Consider the following 20,205-nt stretch of genomic DNA (forward strand, 5'->3'; position numbering starts at 1 on the left):
GAGCGTGTTTTATGGTATCAGTTGGTGTAATTGGGAGTGGAGCCTGGGGTACGACGCTGGCGCTGCTTCTCTCCAGAAAGGGCATTGCAACGACGCTTTGGGATCATCGACCGGAACGGGCCGCGACAATGCAGCAGCGGCGCGAGAATAGTGATTTTCTGCCAGGCTTTCGTTTTCCAGATACATTGCGGGTGACAGGGCAGATCGCGGAGGCTGTGCAGGGCAAAGAGATGCTGGTCCTCGTCACGCCCTCCCAGAAGATGCGTGAGAATCTGCGTTTGCTGGCTCCATATTTAGGAGAGAAGACCCTGCTCCTCAACGCCAGCAAAGGCATAGAGATTGGCAGCCTCAAGCGGATGAGCGAGATTATCGTTGAAGAGTTGCCGACAACAGGCGAGCGCGTTGCCACATTGAGCGGTCCGAATCTCTCGCGTGAGGTGGCACAGGAGAAGCCGACGGCGGCGGTAATTGCCTCCACAGCATATGATGTAGCCGTAGAGTACCGTACGCTGCTGACCACATCCAGTTTTCGCGTCTACAACTCGCACGATGTTGTGGGCGTTGAACTGGGAGGCTCGCTTAAGAACATCATTGCGATTGGCGCGGGCATCAACGATGGCCTGGGCTATGGCGATAACGCCAAGGCTGCGTTTATGACGCGAGGGTTGGCGGAGATCTCGCGCCTGGGCGTGGCAGCGGGGGCTAATCCGCTCACTTTTGCCGGTTTAGCGGGTATCGGGGATCTCATTGCCACCTGTGCCAGCGATCTGAGCCGCAACAATCGTTTGGGCCGTCGCCTGGCAGCCGGTGAGAAGCTCAACGATATCTTGCAATCGACGCATTCGGTTGCCGAGGGTGTCTGGACCACACAAGCAGCCCTACAACTGGCCCGGCGCTACAACGTTGAGATGCCCATCGCCCATCAACTCAGTCTCGTTCTCTTTGAAGAACTCGATCCCCACAAGGCCGTACCAGAATTGATGCTTCGCGATCCTAAAGGAGAATTAGAGGGCATTATATAGCAAAACATGAGACAACTCTAGCAGATCGGTTTCCTTCTTGCAACACAACCTTGACAACTATGTTCTTTCAATGCTGAAGTGGAGGAGGCTGCTGTCGCAGCCGGGTTTGAGAAATTCGCCTGAACAGCCTGTTTTGCAGCTGAGTCTGGAACGGCCAGAGGAGGAGCTTCAGACAGAGTGCCAGGACGAGACCCAGGATGTTACTAATAATTATGCAGGCGATGATAAACAGAATAAGCGCACTAAGCCCATGGGCGGAGGTAGCTACGATGAGGAAGATCATAGCGGGTATGAACGAAAGCCAGAAGAGCACTTGGCTTATCCTCCCCTGTGTCTCTCTGAAACTGTAGCTGTCCAGGCCCTCAATGATATCCAGGAAGCGTTCCCAGTGCTTGGAGGAGATATACCGGGCGGTAGATGGTGGGAGAGCAGGGGTATCAGGCCAGGAAATCAACACGCCGGGGTGTGTGCGGGGGCGAGGAGGCTGTGCAGGGAGGACAAAAGGAGGTAGCTGTGGAGCGGAAGAAGTGGTTTGCGGCAGGAGAGGGGATTGTACACCTACACGCAGGCCAGGCCAGAATATTGATGCGTTGGAGTGTGCATGGGAGCGACGAGGAGGTCTTTGCAGGGGCAGAGCATGTCGTACGCCTGCTACGTGGGCGGGTCGATAGTGTGCAGAAGCATGAGAAGGTGTTTGTGGTGGCAGATCACGTGGCTCGATATCTTGCTTCATTTCGCTCAGATGCCTGCTCACTGCTTGCACACTTTCCGGTCGTTTGCTGATCTCAGGCTCCATCATTCGTTGCAGCAGCTCTTGCAATGATTGAGGGATGATCACGTCGGCAGGCCAACCATCAGTTTTGATCTCTAAAGGATCTTTGCCTGTCAGTAGTGTTTGCAGTGTGGCTCCCAGTCCGTAGATGTCCGTCTGAGGGGTAGTTTGTACCCTGCCATACTGCTCAGGAGCCGCGTAGCCAGGAGAGCCGAGCGCACCTGTGTCTTTTGCTTGTTGTGTTCGGTAGCGCCGTGCGATCCCAAAGTCAATCAGGTAGATGGTGTCGTGAGAAGTGAGCAGAATATTGTCAGGCTTGACATCGCGAAAAATGATGGGAGGTTTCTGCTGATGGATATAGCCAAGGATTGAGCAGAGCCTGATGCCGATGGTAAGTACCTTGTTCAGAGGCAGCCGTTGCCCCTGAAGACATTGCTCAAGCGTTTTCCCTTCAAGATATTCCATAACCACATACCAGTGTTCAGGCTCTGTGAAGTGGTCATAGATGCGCGGCAGGCCTTCAAGGCGTAGCGCAGAGAGCAACGTGACTTCGCGGTTATAAGAATCAGTGATCTCGATCTTTTCCTGAGCGCTCAGGTTCACTGGCATGTTGAGTTGTTTGATGGCGACAAACCTGTCGTACTGCTCTTCATCGCATGCTTTATAGACGGTTCCGAAACCGCCTTCGCCTAGCGATCCCAGGATGCGGTAGCGCTGCCGTAAGAGCATACCGGGAGATAGTGAGGTATTTTGCATGATCTCTCTTTAAGATACAATCCAGTCTATCAGAGGAAGAAAATGTTGATCCCTATTCTAACACATTCCCCTCTGGTTTTGCACGTCGGTCGCCCAATGTTTCAGGGCTTTCCAATTCTCCCATCTAGCAGGAGTGCAGAGGGCGGCAGCCCTTTGCCGGGGTGCGGGGTGTCCCCGCAAAAACCTTTTTTCTTCTCTTTTGCGCGCCGCCGCAGGCGGCGCGCGAAGGAGGGAAGGAAACTGGGGACGCCCCAGGCCCCGGCAGGGAGACCCCTGCACCCCTTTGAGCGGAGAACTGGAAAGCCCTGCCCAATGTTTCTTTCTTACTCACTTTCTCAGAAAATCTCACTAGCAAAAAGTGAGCTTGACCAAGAATTCCCATAAATCACGGCGCAAGTTTTAGCAATGCGTAATGCGCTCTTATGATTGGTTCAGGTCAATTCCTACGTAAACTCTACGACAAGTAAGTGTCATTTGTACACTCTTACAGCTATCTCCAACTTGCCGCGCTCTGAAAAAAGGTGTTACAATGAACCTGTCTCATGAGATGGGGCGTGATCCACCAAATTTTTAACTGACAGGATATTAACAGCCAGCCAGGAACCAGAAACGTGACTTTCAATAAAATTGAAATTCGAGCAGCGACCGAGCGGCATGATGTGCATGCTCGCCAGCTTGCTCGCGAAATATCCCATTTACCGATACAGGCCCTCCCTTCGCTTGCAGCTATCTCTCAACCAGCCCTTAGCATCCGTACCGCCCAATTATACCTCCTCACTGGCAACCTCAGCACCGCCCAACTCGATCAACTTACCCAGCAATTGTTGACCGATCCGGTGGTGCAGGAGTCCGGGCCAGCTGCTCTTTTGCCCAACGCGCATACCGTCGATGTCTTCTTCCATCCCGGTGTGACCGATACGCTGGCCGAGAGCGTCCTGACCGGCGCGCAGATGCTTGGTATTACAGAGTTGCAGCAGGTGGAGACGGGGCGCCGCTATATCCTCGATGGCCGGCTGAGTGAGGCCGATGCCCATGCAATCACTCAGGCCATTTTATACAATCCAGTAATCCAGCAATATGAGTTGCATCCCGCTCACGTCACGACCGATACTCCTCATGCACATGTTCAGCCAACGGAACAGGCTGTAGCAGGACCATCTATAACCACCGTTCCGTTAATCGACATGAGCGATGAGCAATTGATGGAGGTTAGCCGTGCCGGGTTGCTCTCGTTGAACCTGGATGAGATGCGGGCCATTCAGCAGCATTACCGCGAACAGGGACGCGAGCCAACCGATGTCGAACTGGAGACGTTGGCGCAAACCTGGTCCGAACACTGTTCCCACAAGACCTTCAAAGCCACCGTTGCCTATCGTGAAGTAGATGAGCAGGGCAATGTTCTGGAGACCGAGACGATTCCAGGTCTGCTCAAAAGTTATATCATGCGCGCCACCCAGCAGATCGAGATGCCAGAACTGGTCTCCGCCTTCAGCGATAACGCGGGCATCGTGCGCTTCACCGAAACGCAGGATATCGCCTTTAAGGTCGAGACGCATAACCATCCCTCCGCCATCGAACCGTTTGGTGGCGCGAATACTGGTGTTGGCGGCGTCATTCGCGATGTTGTGGGCGTCTCGGCCTATCCCATCGCCTGCACCGATATTCTCTGCTTCGGGCCACCCGAGACGCCAGCCGACGAACTGCCATCCGGTGTCCTCACGCCGCGCCGTATCGCCAGTGGCGTTGTGAGTGGTGTGCGCGACTATGGCAATAAGATGGGCATTCCGACCGTCAACGGCGCGATCTGGTATCATCCGGGCTATATCTACAATCCGCTCGTCTTCTGTGGCTGCCTGGGCATTCTGCCACATGGAAGCCATCCCAATCAGGTGCAAACGGGCGACCTTATCGTCGTTCTTGGTGGGCGCACGGGACGCGACGGCATTCATGGCGCGACCTTCTCCTCTGGCGAGATGAGCAGCGAGATCAACGCGCAGGCCGGTACAGCGGTACAGATCGGCGCGCCCATCACCGAGAAGAAGGCGACGGATGTGATCGTGCAGGCGCGCGATCTTCGCCTCTATCACGCCATTACCGATTGTGGCGCGGGTGGCTTCTCCTCAGCAATTGGCGAGATGGCCTCTGAGACGGGAGCGAACGTTGAACTGGCGAAGGCACCACTGAAATATCAGGGATTGGCCCCCTGGGAGATCTGGCTCTCGGAGGCGCAGGAGCGCATGGTTCTCGCTGTGCCGCCGGAGCATCTGGCAGAGTTGCAAGCGCTCTGTGATATAGAAGAGGTCGAGTTGAGTGTGCTTGGCACCTTCACCGGCGACCACCGCTTGAAGATCACTTATCAGAGCGAGGTCGTCGCCGATATGGATATGGGGTTTCTGCATCACGGCATTCCCAATAAAACGCTAGAAGCCGTCTGGACGCAGAAGCAAGCGGAGAGCGGCACATCCCCCGAAGATCTCCCCGAACAGCTTGTAGAGGGCATTGCGCATGCATGGACGCCAACTTTGCTGGGGCTGTTGCGCCATCCCAACATCGCCTCGAAAGAGGAGGTTGTGCGCCGCTATGACCATGAGGTGCAGGGCGCAACCGTGGTCAAGCCGCTGGTCGGCAAGGCTGGCAATGGTCCGGGTGACGCTGCTGTGTTGCAGCCCATTCTGGATGAAGAGACGCGCGCAGGCATTGTCCTCTCCAATGGCATCAACCCGCTCTACGGCAAGTTTGATCCGTATCATATGGTGTTGAACGCCGTCGATGAGGCGCTGCGTAACCTGGCAGCGGTTGGTGGCGATGTAGGACGCACGGCCATTCTCGACAACTTCTGCTGGGGCAATCCCAACGATCCCGAACAACTTGGCCTGCTGGTGCGAGCGGTTAAGGGTTGCTATGATGCTGCGGTTGGCTATGGCGTGCCCTTCATTTCAGGAAAAGATAGTCTCAACAACGAATATCGCGCGGATGGTCGCCGCCTGCCAGTGATCCCGACGCTGCTCATCTCGGCGGTGAGCGTGATCGAGGATGCCTCTCGCACCGTCGAGATGGCACTCAAGACGCCTGGCAACCTGCTCTATCAGATTGGAGCGACGCACAATGAGATGGCGGGATCGCACTATGGCGAGATTGTGGAGCAGGACTCGTTTGAGCAACTCTTCCCGCAGACGACGGTGCCACAGGTCGATATTCCACATGCCTATGCTACGATGAAGGCGCTCGGCGAGGCGATCCGCAAGGGGCTGGTTCGCTCCTGCCACGATCTTTCAGAGGGCGGGCTGGCTGTGGCTGCTGCGGAGATGTCGCTGGCGGGTATGCTTGGCGTCAATCTCGATGTCCATCGCATCTCGACGCATACGCAGGGCATGAATGCAGTGGTACGCAATATCGTGCGACTGTTCAGCGAGTCGGCGTCGCGCTTCCTGGTGGAGCTTGCCCCTGAGCAATTGGGGCCGTTTGAACAGCATATGCAGGAGAGCGGCGTGCATGAATTAACCTATCTTGGTACGGTTACGAACACGAACCGATTCGTTGTGCAGGATAGGACACAGGAGTTAATCAACGTGAGCGTGGCCGAACTACAAGAGGCATGGAAGGGAGGGCTGGCATGATCCGCGCCCTGATACTGCGTGCGCCGGGCATCAATCGCGACCGCGATATTGCCTACGCTTGCAAACTGGTGGGATTTACCCCCGAACTGGTCCATATCAACACGCTGATCAAAGCGCCCAACACGTTACTAGACTACCAGTTTCTTGTCATCCCGGGCGGCTTCTCCTATGGCGATGATCTCGGTGCTGGCAATTTGCTGGCGAAGAACCTGACGATCCACCTGGGACCGCAACTGCGCAGCTTTATCGACGAGGGACGTCCGGTGCTGGGAGTTTGTAACGGCTTTCAAGTGCTGGTCAAGGCCGGCTTACTTCCTGGCCCATCGCTCAACGGCAAAGTGAGCCTGCGCGCGACGTTGACTGACAATGAAGTGGCCCAGTTCGAGTGTCGTTGGATTAAGATGGCTATACAGCCGAGTGTCTGTATCTTCACACGCGGCATCGAGCGCTCTATTGAATCGCCTATCGCGCATGGCGAAGGGCAGTTTGTGCTGGCCGGTGATCTGGCAGCGTTGCGCGAACGGGGCCAGATCCCCCTGGTCTACACCTCGTCCAGCAACGGCGTCTCCGACCACGTGCCCTATCCCGATAATCCTAACGGTTCAGTTGGCAATGTGGCGGGCATCTGCAATGCTCGCGGCAATGTGCTGGGGTTGATGCCGCACCCAGAAGATTATGTGCGGGCGCAACAACATCCGTTGAGGCGCGGTCTGGCAGATGGTGAGGGCGATGGCATTCTACTCTTCAAAAATGCTTTTCAATATGCAAAGAAACTGGCTGCTGAGGGTACAAAGCCAGTAGCGACCACTGACGAAGCTCCTGTATCCCTCTCGTATGCGGCAAGCGGCGTTGATATCGCTGCTGGCGATCAGGCGCTTCGCTTGATGAAGCGCGCAGTTCGTTCCACACATGGGCCGGAGGTGCTGGCTGGTATGGGTGCGTTCGCGGGAGCTTTTGATGTGACGGCATTGCAGAAGATGCATCAGCCAGCACTGGTGGCCTCAACGGATGGCGTCGGCACGAAAACGCTGCTGGCATCACAGGCACGGCGCTTCAACACCATCGGCTACGATATCGTCAACCACTCCATCAACGACCTGATCACGCAGGGTGCTCGTCCATTGTTCTTTATGGACTATCTGGCCGTCAATAAATTGGAGCCGGAGCAGGCAGCGCAGATCGTCGAGGGCGTGGCTGGTGCCTGTCGTGAGGCAGGGTGTGCTTTGCTGGGAGGCGAGACGGCGGAGATGCCTGACGTCTATCTGCCGGGAGCGTTTGATCTGGCTGGCACCATTATCGGCGTTGTCGAGCGCGATGAGATGGTTAATACCGCCTCGATTGGCCCCGGCGATGTCTTGCTTGGCCTGCCCTCTAATGGGTTGCATACCAATGGCTATTCGCTTGCTCGTCGCGTCTTTGCCTCTTATGATCTGGATACTGTATTGCCAGAACTGGGCGAGTCGCTGGCTGATGCTCTCTTACGTCCTCATCGTAGTTATCTACGCGAAATTCAACGATTGCGCGAGTATCTGGCGGATCGTGGGCACTTCATTAAGGGTATGGCGCATATTACTGGCGGTGGCTTCGAGGGTAATATCGCGCGCATTCTTCCCGCCGGAATGCAGGCCGTGATTGAGACCGATGCCTGGAGCGTGCCGCCGCTCTTTCAATTGATTGCGAAATTGGGCAAGATCGAGAAAGAGGAACTATATCGCACCTTTAATATGGGTGTGGGCATGGTGCTAGTACTCTCTCCCAAGAGCGCGGTCGAGGCCCGTTGTGTGCTGCCAGATTTACTCACGGTGGGCCATATCGTTGAAGGCGAAGGCGTCGTATTGCGTTAATGATCTTATATGCAGTGCAGGCGACCATCATTCTTATGTATGGTGGTTGCCTCTTATCGTGATTGAGGGAGCGTTTCGATGGTCAATTATTCTGAGCCTGGCCCTCTGCTGGCGCAAGGGAAGACGAAACAGATCTATGTCTATCCGAGCGATGAAGCTCTGGCCTATATGGTCAGTCAAGATAACATTACGGCAGGCGATGGTGCCAGACGCAACGAACTGATCGGCAAATCACGCTGGAGTACAATTACGACCGCGAATGTGTTTCGGCTGCTGAACGAGGCTGGTATCCCGACGCACTTTGTGGCGCAGGTCAACGATGTCACCTTGTTAGTACGGCGTTGTACGATGATCCCAATCGAGCATGTGCAGCGTAGAATCGCCACCGGCTCGTATCTCAAGCGTCATCCCGAAGTGAGCGAGGGAACTCGTTTCGATCCCGTGTTGATCGAGACCTTCTTAAAGGATGATGCACGCCATGATCCCCAGATCTGGCCCGACGATATCGTGCAGGCAAAGATTGCCACACGGGAAGAGATTGCAGAGATGGTACGACTGGGCCGCAACGTCTTTGAGGTGCTGGAGCGTGCCTGGGCCGGCGTGGATGTGACGCTGGTTGATCTCAAGATCGAATTCGGGCGTGATAGCAACGGCAACTTGCTGGTTGCTGACGTTATTGATAACGATAGCTGGCGACTCTGGCCGGGAGGCGATAAGTCTCGTATGCTGGATAAACAGGTATATCGTAATTTGCAGGAAGTTACCACTGAAAGTTTGCAGGGGATTGCAGACCGGTATGCTCTGGTCGCGGACCTGACAGGGAAGTTGAAGAGCTATGCATAAGGGTATCTCGCCACGATGCCCGAACGAGAAACGTTCAGAGAGGAGCCAGGTATGGAGCGACTACACGATGCTTGCGGTATAGTGGGTATCTACGCGCAGCACGACGAAGAGAATCTCGATGTGCGCCGTTATATCACACTCGCGCTCACCGCTTTGCAGCATCGGGGTCAGGAAAGTGCAGGGATGGCAGTGTATGATGGTGATGATCAGATTGTACACCGTGTCGCTATGGGAAAAGTACGCGATGTGTTTCAAGATTCGGGGACGAGTCTCCCGTTCACACATTGTGGCATCGGTCACGTGCGCTATTCGACTACCGGGTCCAGTTGTGTAGAGAATGCGGGACCGTTTGTGGTAGGAGGACGTCCGGGCCAGTACGAATCCGTCGCCGTCGCCCACAATGGCGATCTGGTCAATGGACCGACGCTGCGGGCCGCTCTGCCGCAAGATGCATTGAATTCGACCACTGATAGCGAAGCAATCGCGTTGCTCCTTCTGAACGCTGATGGCGAGACGTTCCGCGAGCGCATGCTTGCCACGATCCCCCTGTTGCGTGGATCATATAGTCTAGTGATGCTGGCCGAGGGCAAGCTCTATGCCTTGCGCGATCCCTGGGGCATGCGTCCGCTCTGTCTTGGTCGTCTGGGTAAAAACTGGATCGTGGCCTCTGAGTCGTGCGCTTTGGATCGAACTGGTGCCACGCTTATTCGTGAGATCGAGCCGGGCGAGCTGATTACCATTGATGAGCAGGGTTTGCGCTCGGATATGCTGGTCAAGATGCCGCGCCAGACGCTTTGTGTGTTCGAGTATATCTACTTTTCTGATGCAACCTCGCAGTTGAACGGGCGCTACACCTATCTCGTACGTGAGGCGCTGGGTCGGGAACTGGCGAGAGAGCATCCCGTCGATGCTGATCTGGTGGTTCCTGTGCCTGACTCGTCGATCCCAGCCGCTTTGGGCTATGCCGCCGAATCGGGCATCCCGTATGGGCAGGCGATCATTAAGAATCGCTACAGTGATCGCACCTTTATCAAGCCCGACCAGCGCTTGCGCGAACTGGAGGTTGATCTGAAGTTTAATCTGGTCAAGCCCAAGATCAAGGGTGCGCGCCTGATCGTCCTCGATGATTCGATTGTGCGCGGTAATACGGTGAAGCGGCTGGTTTCGGCGCTGCGCCATTATGGAGCAAAAGAGATTCACCTCCGTTCCGCCTCGCCGCCGCTGCGTTATCCCTGCTACTTTGGCATCGACATTCCGAGAGAGAAGGAGTTGATCGCAGCGGGTCGCACCGTTGAGGAGGTTCGGCAGTATATCGGCGTGGACAGCCTGGGCTATCTCAGCCCAACAGGTCTGGGACGCGCGATCAATACGGCGATGTCCGAGACTGAGATTCCCGACGACAAGCAAGCGTTGCAGATGCTGCATAGCGAGTTTTGCTATGGTTGCATGGAGACGCAGGGCTGGCCGTTCGATCCGAAAGTGGAGGCGAAACACGGCGCTCAGCTTGTCAATTTGACGCCGCGCAGGGTGGCGGTCAAAGGACAATAGATGTTTTCGGCGTAGCGATAATTAATGAAGCTGGATATGGTAGGGGCGATGGCTCGTCCTCGCCCGCCTCCACAGTCGCACGGTGAGCAACGGGGCGAGGACAAGCCACACCTACTCTCGCCCCTACCATATCCGACCATGCCCGGAGAATTTCGTGGATACATCGATTATTGCCATTGTCGAAAAAAGCACATAAAGAAAACGTATTTGGGAGGATGAGAGCAGTGCGTGTACTGGTCATTGGTTCGGGGGCGAGAGAGCATGCTCTGGTGTGGAAGCTGGCGCAGAGTCCACGTGTCTCGCGCCTGTATGCTGCACCTGGCAACCCTGGTATGACACCTTACGCGGAATGCGTGCCGATAAACGTAAGCCAGTTGAGCGAACTGGCAGACTTTGCCGAGCGGTCGGCGATAGATCTTACCGTCGTCGGGCCGGAGGTGCCGCTGGTTGAGGGCATCGTTGATGTCTTTCGGCGGCGTGGCCTGCGCACGTTTGGGCCGGATCAGGCGGGAGCGGCTCTTGAGGGCAGTAAAGCCTTTGCCAAAGAACTGCTGACCGAAGCAGGCATTCCCACGGCGCAACACCGCACGTTTACTGTCTATGCAGAGGCTATTGCTTATCTGGAGCAGCATGGGGCACCGGTTGTGGTGAAGGCCGATGGCAATGCAGCCGGGAAAGGGGCTATTGTTGCTCTCGATATGGCGACCGCGCGCGACGCCTTGCAGCAGATGATGGTCGAGCGTGCCTTTGGTGTCGCCGGGGATATCGTGGTCATCGAGGATTATTTGCAGGGTGATGAGATTGGCTCAACCGCTATCTGCAATGGGACCAATTATTTGCCCCTGACGCTGACCCAGGATCACAAGCGCGCTCTCGATCACGATCAGGGCTTAAACACCGGCGGCATGGGCGTCTTTACACCGTTGCCCTTTGTCAACGTCGAGCAGGAACAACAGATACGCGAGCGCATCATCCTCGCCACGTTGCAGGCGCTCAAAGCACGCGGCATTCATTTCACCGGCGTTCTCTACTCCAACATCATGTTGACCCGGCAGGGGCCGATGGTGTTGGAGCATAACACGCGCTTCGGCGATCCTGAAACGCAGGCGTTTATGCTGCTGCTGAAAGAAGATGTCCTCAATGTGCTTGAATACGCCGATGGCAAGCAAGCGCCCTCAAACAATCTATGGCATCCCGGCTCGGCAATCAGCCTGACGCTGGCCTCTGGTGGCTATCCTGGCAAGTATCGCTCAGGAATTCCCATTACGGGGATAGAAGAAGCGAATCGTCTGGATGACGTGCAGGTCTTTCATGCTGGAACCGCCATGCAGGATGGTCGGCTCGTCACCGCTGGTGGGCGCGTGCTGAGCGTTGTGGCGCGTGGGACTACGTTGCAAGAGGCTGTGGCGAAAGTGTACGAGGCAGCGGCACACATCTCGTTCGAGGGCATGCATTATCGTCGCGATATCGCGCATCGCGGCCTTGAGGCGTTGACTTAAACCGTAGAGTATCGTCAGCCACTTTCCAAAGTACAATTTGCTCAGGGAAAGTGGCTGCTTTGTGTTAACGTTGCTCTATAGGTTACAATGCGGATAGATCAGTTGGGGAAGTTTGTATGCAGGAGGAAAGGGTATGACGGCCGAAGCCTCTCAAAGACCGAATCTGTCGCGTCCGGCTGTGATAGGTATTGCAAGCGGGATCTTCTTCATGACCTTTTTTGGAGCGCTCTGGGGTTTGATGAGTGCAGGCTTTATGGATGGTGCTGTTCAGCCGGTGGCGTTTGTTGTGATTGGCCTTGTGACGCTCGGTTTTCTTGGCCTGGTGGTCATGCTGGTACGCTATGCTCGTTCTTTGCCCGAAACAACCTCCTTGGAGGAGGCTGCTGTCGGGAAAAAAATCGGCATGTGGTTTGGTATCGTCTTTGGTCTTGAGGCTCTGTTGATTGCATTAACTAGCATAGTGCTTGGCAGGCTGCAAGCAGATCAATTTATTCCTCCCGCAATAGCCCTCATCGTTGGCCTCCACTTTCTTCCGCTGGCCCGCCTCTTTCGCGTCACCTTCTACTATATTACGGGCTCATTGCTATCAGTGCTGGCCCTGGCAGCCATAATTGCGCTGCTGCGTGGCCTACCAATTGCAGGTCCATCGCCTTACAACTGGTCGCTGGTTGTGGGTCTCGGGGCAACGCTGATCCTCTGGCTAACGGCACTCGTCGTCAGCTGGCAGGGGTTGAGCGTGATGCTGGCGGAGAGCGAAGAGTAGCTCAGGAGAAAATATTAGCAAAATTTGTTATGATAGCAGAGGAATTCTGCCCGGTTGCGTTTGAGTAAGGTGGGTGTGAAAAACTAACGAAGGATAAGAGTATCGAGTGTCTATACAGCAATCATCCGATTCTAATCTATCTCCCTTGCGCCTGGCCGTGCTGGTTTCTGGCAGCGGCAGCAACTTACAGGCGCTCATCGACGCCATTGAAAGCGGACAACTGCCCAATACACGCATCGTTCTGGTCGTGAGCAATAGAGCGGCGGCGTTTGGCTTGCAGCGAGCGTTGGAGCATAAAATCCCGTCCATATATTTGCCCTGGGCAAAACGGCGCGAGGAGAGCGAGGCAAAGCTTCAGGTCTTGCTCGATCTGTTCGAAGTCGATCTGATCGTGCTGGCAGGCTTTATGAAGATCTTCACGCCAGCATTCATCACGCGCTATCCCCAGCGCATCATCAACCTCCATCCGGCGCTGCTTCCCGATGATAGCGTGGGCAGCACCTATACGACCAGCGATGGGACCGTCATTCCCGCCTTTAGAGGCGCTCATGTGGTGCCGGATGCGCTCAAGGCTGGTGTGAAAGTGACTGGCAGCACCGTTCACTATGTTATCCCGGAGGTGGATGCTGGTCCTGTCATCTGTCGCGAAGAGGTGCGGATCGAGGAAGGCGATACAGAAGAGACGTTGCATGAGCGTATCAAAGCAGTGGAACATCGCTTGATTGTGCAAGCAGTTCAAGCGCATCAAAAACAGAACGAGCGTGGTTGAGAAAACTGTCCCTATATCTGGATAGTAAATAGGCTGCATGCAGCATATACTAGAATCTCTAGTGCGCATCATGCTTTATTATGTCTCAGGTTTGAGGTAGCTCACCTGTGATGCTGTGCATGATGTATCCGGTGAAGTTCATCGCGCCGGCAGTCGCTGCCTGCTAGCAAACGTGGTTGCGCTTGATTGCTGCATAAACGCAAGCTGGTATGTAACACTGTAAGGTCTCGCAAGGGGTCGATGATGAACAGAGGTCGAACGTCAGAAAAAGCATAGAAAGGAGGTGCCACCAGCACTAGGGTCTCCCTTTCTGTGCTTTTTTGCGTGAAAAAGGGGGTACTCTATTGGGCTTATTCGACGCAATCAGAAAATTTCTCAACGATGAAAGAGCCGAGAGCGACATCTCAAGGCATTTCTGGGAACAGGTTACAAATGGGGAGATTGAGTTCGACCCGGAGACAATGTGCTCTGTATGCGGCTATTCTCTCTGTGATGACTGTTTCGGTTGTTTACGAGCGGAATGTGAAACTCATTGTACCTGTCACCGTGAGGAATAGATAAGTCGGACGGAGTTTGGTGTTGGACACCTGTAGTTCTTGCTGTACCGATGTTCTGCGGGAGAGAATTTTCTCTTCCCGCGCCTCATTGCAAAAACAAGCATCTTCGAAAAGGAGCAATACTTTGACTGTCGAGCAGAAGCACCAGCGCTGGCAGGAAGTGACCGCATGGTGTGAACAACTCGATCCGCGCAGTCCTGTCGATCCAGGCATCAAAGAGACTGTGATTGCCCTCAACATTCTGGATATACCAACCGTCATGTCCTGCGAGGGACACCTGCATGGCCCTTTTGCTCCCTGGATAAAAATCGCCGCCCCCGACTTCTACGAGAAACGGAAGCGTATCAAGCAAGTGCAGAACTGGCTTGAACAGCAACCGGAGACGGACGAGACCCGACGTGTCGTTGAGTATATGGAGCAGCAAAAGAGCGTTACAATTCGTGAACACCTCACCATACGTAGACGGCTCTATGATTATCTTGCACATTTCTATCAAGAGCGCTGTGTTCCCTATGAGCGGCGTCTCGTTTTAAGCGGAGGCGATGGCATTACCAGTCTGGGCAGCCAGGGAGATGTCTTGATGGAGATCCTTCCCCTGGAGGAGAGGCGTGAGCGATTGCTTGCGTATCAGGATGAGATGCGAGCGTTTACTGCTTTCTTGAAACAGCTCTACTTTTCTTCTGAAGATGAGGGATGATTGGATGGAGGAAGCTTTGACCTATCAACAAAAGTTGCGCAGATGGCAGGAATTGGAAGAAGAGAGCGCACGTGTCGAGGTACAGCCTGGGATTCGAGAGACGGTCGTGGCTCTACAAGCGCTTGGTATTCATACCGTCGAGGCGAGCGAGGGATACCCGGACAAAGAGCCGCTCTTTCCTTATGTGAAGGTGGCTATCCCCGAATATGAGCAGGAGGCGCAGCGGGTTGAGCAGGCCGATCAGGAGGCGAAACAGGCGCGCAATCTCCTCTCACGATTTCAGAGAGCAGATGAGGGCAAGAAAGCAGAGCTGCAAGACAGGGTTCCCTCGCGCGAAGAAGTCATCCACCAGGCCCGGGTTACAACTGAGATGAGGCATACTTTGCTGGAGAAGCATTTGCCAATAATCACGCAGCTATTTGTACACCTCACCGCTTTTTATCAAGATCGAGCAATCTCGTTTGATTGCGCGCTTGTGGTTACAACGAATGGAATCGGGCGCGTTATCGTGAGGAGCCAGGGTGCTATCTTACAGGCAGACCGGACTCCCGAAGAACAGGCGCACCACTTTCAGGCATACCAGAGCGAGATGAAGGAATTCACCGCCTTTCTCAAACAGTTGTATTTCTCTTCCTCGGATCAATAAGCTTACAGCTCCGTACTTTTGCTGCTTTTCAGATCGGATGCATATTTTTCGGCTTTTTCTTGCAGGCTTTTGATGATCAGGTCGGGCGTGAGGCCGAAGAAGGCCGCCGCCAGCAAAAGTTGCGGCGAGGTGTTGAACAGGCTGGACAACGCGCTGGTCGTGGCGGTTGGCGCGAGCGAACTGGAAAAGATCAGCGTGATAAATGCGCCCCCGATACCGGCCAGCCCAGAGAGCAGCGGCGTCGCAAACAGGCGCATCACGGTCAGACCATAATCATCAACGGCGGCACGCGCATTTGCTTCCCGATAAAATCGGCCAAACATGCCGGCGATTGCTCCAATGATATAGAAGATGGAGGCAGCTGTAATGGCCGACGCAGGCACGTGAATCATAATGACCAGGCAGAGCAGGATATATGTGACCAGCCCCGTGAGCGTCATGGCAAACATCAGGTGATTGCGCACGCGTAGCAGACCATCCCAGCTTGTATCGCGAAAATCGTTAATGGTGTGGCGAATCTCGCGCAGCGCAACGCGCGCCCTTGCCCGTGCCTCCTCGTCGGGAAGCGGGAGCGCCACAGATGGCTCTTGCTCGTGAAAATCGATGTTCGCACCTGGATGGACCGTTTTAAACGCCCTGGCTATCTGCTCGATGCCCCTGGTCTGGTGTTGGAGCGCATCGTGTAAATCCTCGCTGATCTTCGTGGGTTGATGCTCCTTAAAGTACACCATTGCGGCTGGATCGAGATCTTTGACCGCCTGTAGAAGTTGATTGAGCAGTTCGTCGGTATTGCCAATGGCGGATTTCTCGATGCGTCTTGCGTCGTAGAGCGCATTCTCAAGTACCATGTTGATAGGCTCAACCTCGATCAGCGCCTCTTCCGCCTGATGCAGCGTGGCCCATGCATCGAGATAGCCGATGCCAGAAATCCAGCGCAGATTGCTGGGTGCGCTGTTCAGGCTCTCTTGCAGCGTGCTATAGCCAGCCTCAACCTCTGCAAGCGCAATCTGGCTATACTTCGGCAATGGCTCGTCCTGCTCTTTTTGTTGCCTCTTCAGCGCTTCCAGGCGTGTTTTCAATTGAGCCAGATCGCTCATCAAGAGATCGTAACTGCGTCTGTTTGCGCCGCTGGCACTGACAAAGCGGCACAGAGGAACGGCGATCAGCAGCCAGAAAGCGCACGTTCCAGCACAGCCCCAGAGAATGGCATACCATGATTCCGTCAGAATATAGCTGATAACAGTGATGATCGCTGCGACGATGGGAAGAATAAAAAGGACACCAACCAACGAGGCGAGATATTGATCAAGCAAAACCGATACATGTCTTTCGATACGAAGTGCCGTATTGCCGCTCGGAGGGGTAGATGTGCTGGTCTGCATGGCTGCTTCCTCCACAAAAATCTGGTCATCCTTCATACGTTGCAGGTCTTTCTTATCTATTCCTGCCCGATGGGTATTTATTGGTAACAACAAGCAATGAATTCATCTCACTTATATAGACGTTAATAGAGATGAAAATTCTCAGGGAGATAGTGCGGAAGAGCGTTATGATAGTCCCTTTTAGAAGATGAAGGTGAATATGAAGATACACATAAAAAAGATGCAGGTTGCAAAGAAATACGAGAAACTGCCAACCGTCAGGCACTGGCAAATTGTCTCAGCCAACTGCGCGCTTCTCGTACCTCCTCGTGGCTGATGACGTGGCCGCCGTTGTGCTGATGGAGTGAAATGGTGGCACCAGCGCGTTGCAGCAGTTGAACCAGCCGCTCGGTCTCGCTGATCGGCACCAGAGGATCAGCGAGACCAGCACCAATGAAGACAGGCTTATTTCTGAGGTCGGGCAAGGTATCCGGGACGAACGGCACCATTGGATGCAAGAGTGCCGCTGCCGACAGCATGTGAGGTCGCAACAACAGCATGCTCGCCGCGATATTCGCGCCATTAGAGAAACCGACGGCGATGACCTGCCTGAGATCAAAATCATAGGCGATACTGGCAGCTTCGACGAAATCGGACAGTTCGTAGGTGCGGCGCGTCAGATCGGCGATATCGAAGATACCCTCGGCGAGACGGCGAAAATAGCGGGACATACCATTCTCCAGCACCTTGCCGCGTGGACTGAGCAGCGATGCATTGGGGTCAAGCAGGCGTCCCAGATCGAGTAGATCGTTTTCCGTGCCGCCAGTGCCATGCAGCAACAATAGTGTGCGTGATGAATTTCCCGTTGCTGAGGGGATAAAGCGATGGATAAAACTGGTGATGCCGTCTTCTCCCAGGACCATAATACTTCTTCTCCTGACAACCCGTTCTACATGCTTGCTTGGTTGATATTGCAATGATACTTACACGACATCTTACGCAGAGCAGTCGCTTGTAGCTTTCAAGCCTAAACGTATCATGTAAGACTGTATATGTCAATATAGATATGAAGGCTCCATCTACTTCTCTACTCGTCCCCAGGCTCTCAGAATATACAACAGGGCGCGAAAATCTTCTGAAAGCATCTCTGTTTGCGACTGGTTGTACAGTTCGTCGAGCTGCTCCTGGGTTGCCAACCCAAGCTTGATGAGGAAGGGTTGCACCAGTTTTTGGCCGACCCGCATATTCTCGAACATGGCCTGATGAGCGGGCGCACCAGCCGAATAATCCGCAACATATGAGCGCTGTTGAATATCCTGGCAGCCAGCCTCGCGTAAAAAGTGTGCCAGCATCGGCGTGATGCCAAAGTTGTTGCCGAGCGGATGAAACGAATGTTCGGTGCGCCACAACGCCTGCATGCCGAACTGTGTTAACGTCTCGAAGGCCACTCCATTGGTGCGGCCTGGATCATCTGCTTCTGTCAGCACGATGAAGCCGCCCGGACGCGTGATGCGTACAAATTCATGCAGGACAGACGGCCAGGAATCTTTATGCAGAAAACCAACCATTGCACGTGCATTGATGATATCGAAGGTGTTGTCCGCAAAGTGGAGCGGCTGTGTAGCATCGACGATCTCGTATGTTAGATTCGTTAGCTTTTGTACTTGCGCGGTGGCACGAGCATATTGAATCATGGTTGTGCTGATATCGATGCCCGTAATGTGCATATTGCGATGCTGAAAGGCGACCTCTTGCGTCCATTCGCCGGGACCGCAGGCCACATCAAGCACGTGCTGTATCGTGTTGACATCGATATCCTCTGGGAACAGGCCGCCCATTGCTCGTGTTGCCATATTTCCCTGTTCGATCAGGCGAGCCATCTCTGCCGCGCTTTCGGTCGGCATAACATATCGATTCTTGTTGTCGTCGCTCATGTCATTTTCCTTCTCTCTGGAGGCCGATTCGTATTTTCTATACTATACAGCATTGTTGAGGTTCAGACGATGGGTGAGTACTTTTACGTGTAGTTCCAGACGCGTTATGTCTCGTATGATCAGGATATTGAAACAAGCTCACATTAACAAAGCAGAATGGGAAAAACTCTAGGGTTGAATCATCTTGTATGATACAATAAACACAAGATGAACCTGTGGACCGACTTAGACAACAATCTCCAACCCCCTTTTGATCTGTCGGTGCAAGGACGCACACGGCGTCTCACCGAACGTGTCATCCTGTCCTCTTTACGTTCGTGGTTATTGCACGATTACGCCGCTAACTATTGTCGCTCGCTTGCCGCAACGCGCATCTTTCGTCGCTGTTACTGGGTCGATGCCCTGGGGATTAGCAGCAAAGCCAGTATGATTCCTCCCGCAGTAATTGAGACTGTCCAGCCAGAGCGTACGAGTAAGCGGCGCAAAAAAGATGTGGCTCCTGTCCTGTTACCCCCGGCGTTACAGCCAATCGCGGCACTCTCCCAGACATTAGCACAAGAAAGCCAGTCTTTTACGCTCTATGGCCTCTTGCTTGAGGCTGGCAGCAGCAAACGGAGGGAACGGCGAGCAGTTTCGAACGGAACAATGACCCCTCATGCCTGGACGCTGCCGAAAGAGAGCGGCATTCTCGCGGCAAGCTGGCTGGAAGCTGGCTCGGCATTGCTGGCGGGTATCGAGCAGGCACCGGCCATTTTTCTCCTCAACCCCTGTGGTCCGACGCTGTTCTCCTATGACGATCTTGCGTCGTTATATCAGCGCACCGTGCCAACCGAGCTATGTTTATTGCTTGCCCATAAACAGATCGAAGGACATCTCCTGGCTGCACAGCGTTCACCAACTCAGGCAAGCGCTCTAACCACGTTGCTGCGTAGCGATCGTTGGAAAACGCTGCCAACGCAGGATGAGGAGCGTGCCCTGGCGGTACAGGGCTTTCTCGATCTCTTCACCGCCTCGATGAAACGCCATTTCCTCTTGCCGGTTCAGTGCATCGCCCTGCCCATGCAGACTCGCCCGGCATTTGTGGAAGAGATGGCCTACACGTTGATCTTTGCTACGCGCCGCCAGGATAGTTTGCTTTGTATGAACGATGCTGTGTGTCGCAATCGCCGTCGTGTGCATGAAGAGAGTCATCGCGGCGTGTTAGGAGAGGAGTGGTTTACTGCCCAACTACGCGAACGGACTGAAACTGCCAGACAACAACTCTATCAGCGTACCCTGCAACTTGGTCGGGCGCAACGGCTGCGGCGCTGGCCCGATCTAAGGCAGCAGTTATTGCTTGCGAATTTTGGATTATTTACATCTGACGATTACGATGCTGTGCTCCGACAGTTATTACTAAATAGAGAGGTGCGATGTGAATGGCGCAGGCCGCCAACTGAGGGCGAAGAGATGCGTTTGCCTGGTAACGAAGATACGCTCCTGTGGTTGTAGGATTGTCGCTACGCGGAGAGCAGCAGGAAAGGGATGTTACCAGGGGGAAACGCCAGGCATGGGGAGACCCAACGTTTTAGTAACAT

General features: G+C 54.4%; 15 protein-coding genes. 11 read left to right on the plus strand and 4 right to left on the minus strand.

The window, feature by feature from the left end:
* Positions 1–11 precede the first annotated feature (11 nt).
* Positions 12–1,022, plus strand: a complete 1,011-nt coding sequence (locus K3T83_RS19860) for an NAD(P)H-dependent glycerol-3-phosphate dehydrogenase (RefSeq protein ID WP_220204686.1) — start codon at positions 12–14, stop codon at positions 1,020–1,022.
* Between the two features lie 67 nt (positions 1,023–1,089).
* Here K3T83_RS19860 and K3T83_RS19865 read toward each other — a convergent pair whose 3' ends face one another.
* On the minus strand, positions 1,090–2,550 hold the full coding sequence (locus tag K3T83_RS19865; protein ID WP_220204687.1) for a serine/threonine protein kinase: 1,461 nt from the start codon (positions 2,548–2,550) through the stop codon (positions 1,090–1,092).
* A 611-nt stretch (positions 2,551–3,161) separates the two neighbouring features.
* Between K3T83_RS19865 and purL the strand changes: the two genes are divergently transcribed.
* The 9 genes from purL to K3T83_RS19910 all read left to right on the plus strand — a co-directional run bounded on the left by purL (position 3,162) and on the right by K3T83_RS19910 (position 15,333).
* Positions 3,162–6,167 (plus strand): phosphoribosylformylglycinamidine synthase subunit PurL, encoded by a 3,006-nt coding sequence (gene purL, locus K3T83_RS19870; protein WP_220204688.1) that lies wholly within the window; start codon positions 3,162–3,164, stop codon positions 6,165–6,167.
* The gene (gene purM / locus K3T83_RS19875) at positions 6,164–8,011 is read left to right on the plus strand and encodes a phosphoribosylformylglycinamidine cyclo-ligase (protein WP_220204689.1); all 1,848 of its coding nucleotides are present in this window, start codon (positions 6,164–6,166) and stop codon (positions 8,009–8,011) included. Before purL ends, purM begins: the two co-directional genes overlap by 4 nt.
* Before the next feature lie 78 nt (positions 8,012–8,089).
* The gene (locus K3T83_RS19880; protein WP_220204690.1) at positions 8,090–8,854 is read left to right on the plus strand and encodes a phosphoribosylaminoimidazolesuccinocarboxamide synthase; all 765 of its coding nucleotides are present in this window, start codon (positions 8,090–8,092) and stop codon (positions 8,852–8,854) included.
* A 51-nt stretch (positions 8,855–8,905) separates the two neighbouring features.
* Positions 8,906–10,402, plus strand: a complete 1,497-nt coding sequence (purF, locus tag K3T83_RS19885; RefSeq protein WP_220204691.1) for an amidophosphoribosyltransferase — start codon at positions 8,906–8,908, stop codon at positions 10,400–10,402.
* A gap of 215 nt (positions 10,403–10,617) precedes the next feature.
* A complete protein-coding gene (purD, locus tag K3T83_RS19890; RefSeq protein WP_444544562.1) occupies positions 10,618–11,901 on the plus strand; it encodes a phosphoribosylamine--glycine ligase in 1,284 nt (427 codons plus the stop codon).
* 133 nt (positions 11,902–12,034) lie between these two features.
* Positions 12,035–12,664 carry a hypothetical protein gene (locus K3T83_RS19895; RefSeq protein WP_220204693.1) on the plus strand — a complete coding sequence of 210 codons (630 nt, stop codon included), beginning with the start codon at positions 12,035–12,037 and terminating at the stop codon, positions 12,662–12,664.
* A 106-nt stretch (positions 12,665–12,770) separates the two neighbouring features.
* Positions 12,771–13,433, plus strand: a complete 663-nt coding sequence (gene purN, locus K3T83_RS19900) for a phosphoribosylglycinamide formyltransferase (protein WP_220204694.1) — start codon at positions 12,771–12,773, stop codon at positions 13,431–13,433.
* Positions 13,434–14,114: 681 nt separating this feature from the next.
* A complete protein-coding gene (locus tag K3T83_RS19905) occupies positions 14,115–14,687 on the plus strand; it encodes a hypothetical protein (RefSeq protein WP_220204695.1) in 573 nt (190 codons plus the stop codon).
* 16 nt (positions 14,688–14,703) lie between these two features.
* Positions 14,704–15,333, plus strand: a complete 630-nt coding sequence (locus K3T83_RS19910; protein ID WP_220204696.1) for a hypothetical protein — start codon at positions 14,704–14,706, stop codon at positions 15,331–15,333.
* A gap of 2 nt (positions 15,334–15,335) precedes the next feature.
* Here the strand turns inward: K3T83_RS19910 and K3T83_RS19915 are convergent, their stop codons facing one another.
* The 3 genes from K3T83_RS19915 to K3T83_RS19925 form a co-directional block, all read right to left on the minus strand.
* Positions 15,336–16,751 carry a hypothetical protein gene (locus K3T83_RS19915; RefSeq protein WP_220204697.1) on the minus strand — a complete coding sequence of 472 codons (1,416 nt, stop codon included), beginning with the start codon at positions 16,749–16,751 and terminating at the stop codon, positions 15,336–15,338.
* Positions 16,752–16,972: 221 nt separating this feature from the next.
* Positions 16,973–17,617 (minus strand): alpha/beta hydrolase, encoded by a 645-nt coding sequence (locus K3T83_RS19920; protein WP_236064935.1) that lies wholly within the window; start codon positions 17,615–17,617, stop codon positions 16,973–16,975.
* A 156-nt stretch (positions 17,618–17,773) separates the two neighbouring features.
* On the minus strand, positions 17,774–18,628 hold the full coding sequence (locus K3T83_RS19925) for a class I SAM-dependent methyltransferase (protein ID WP_220204698.1): 855 nt from the start codon (positions 18,626–18,628) through the stop codon (positions 17,774–17,776).
* Positions 18,629–18,835: 207 nt separating this feature from the next.
* On the opposite strand from K3T83_RS19925, the gene K3T83_RS19930 reads away from it, so the two are divergent.
* Complete coding sequence (locus tag K3T83_RS19930) at positions 18,836–20,119, plus strand: hypothetical protein (protein ID WP_220204699.1); 1,284 nt, start codon at positions 18,836–18,838, stop codon at positions 20,117–20,119.
* Positions 20,120–20,205 lie beyond the last annotated feature (86 nt).

It is taken from the genome of Reticulibacter mediterranei, from assembly GCF_016587455.1.

What these genes read in the sequence shown, in the direction of transcription:
- K3T83_RS19925 (WP_220204698.1), bottom strand. Translation starts at nt 18,628, where the DNA reads ATGAGCGACGACAACAAGAATCGATATGTTATGCCGACCGAAAGCGCG.
- K3T83_RS19915 (WP_220204697.1), bottom strand. Translation starts at nt 16,751, where the DNA reads ATGAAGGATGACCAGATTTTTGTGGAGGAAGCAGCCATGCAGACCAGC.
- K3T83_RS19895 (WP_220204693.1), top strand. Translation starts at nt 12,035, where the DNA reads ATGACGGCCGAAGCCTCTCAAAGACCGAATCTGTCGCGTCCGGCTGTG.
- purF (WP_220204691.1), top strand. Translation starts at nt 8,906, where the DNA reads ATGGAGCGACTACACGATGCTTGCGGTATAGTGGGTATCTACGCGCAG.
- purM (WP_220204689.1), top strand. Translation starts at nt 6,164, where the DNA reads ATGATCCGCGCCCTGATACTGCGTGCGCCGGGCATCAATCGCGACCGC.
- purD (WP_444544562.1), top strand. Translation starts at nt 10,618, where the DNA reads ATGAGAGCAGTGCGTGTACTGGTCATTGGTTCGGGGGCGAGAGAGCAT.
- K3T83_RS19860 (WP_220204686.1), top strand. Translation starts at nt 12, where the DNA reads ATGGTATCAGTTGGTGTAATTGGGAGTGGAGCCTGGGGTACGACGCTG.
- K3T83_RS19920 (WP_236064935.1), bottom strand. Translation starts at nt 17,617, where the DNA reads ATGGTCCTGGGAGAAGACGGCATCACCAGTTTTATCCATCGCTTTATC.
- K3T83_RS19880 (WP_220204690.1), top strand. Translation starts at nt 8,090, where the DNA reads ATGGTCAATTATTCTGAGCCTGGCCCTCTGCTGGCGCAAGGGAAGACG.
- K3T83_RS19930 (WP_220204699.1), top strand. Translation starts at nt 18,836, where the DNA reads ATGAACCTGTGGACCGACTTAGACAACAATCTCCAACCCCCTTTTGAT.
- K3T83_RS19865 (WP_220204687.1), bottom strand. Translation starts at nt 2,550, where the DNA reads ATGCAAAATACCTCACTATCTCCCGGTATGCTCTTACGGCAGCGCTAC.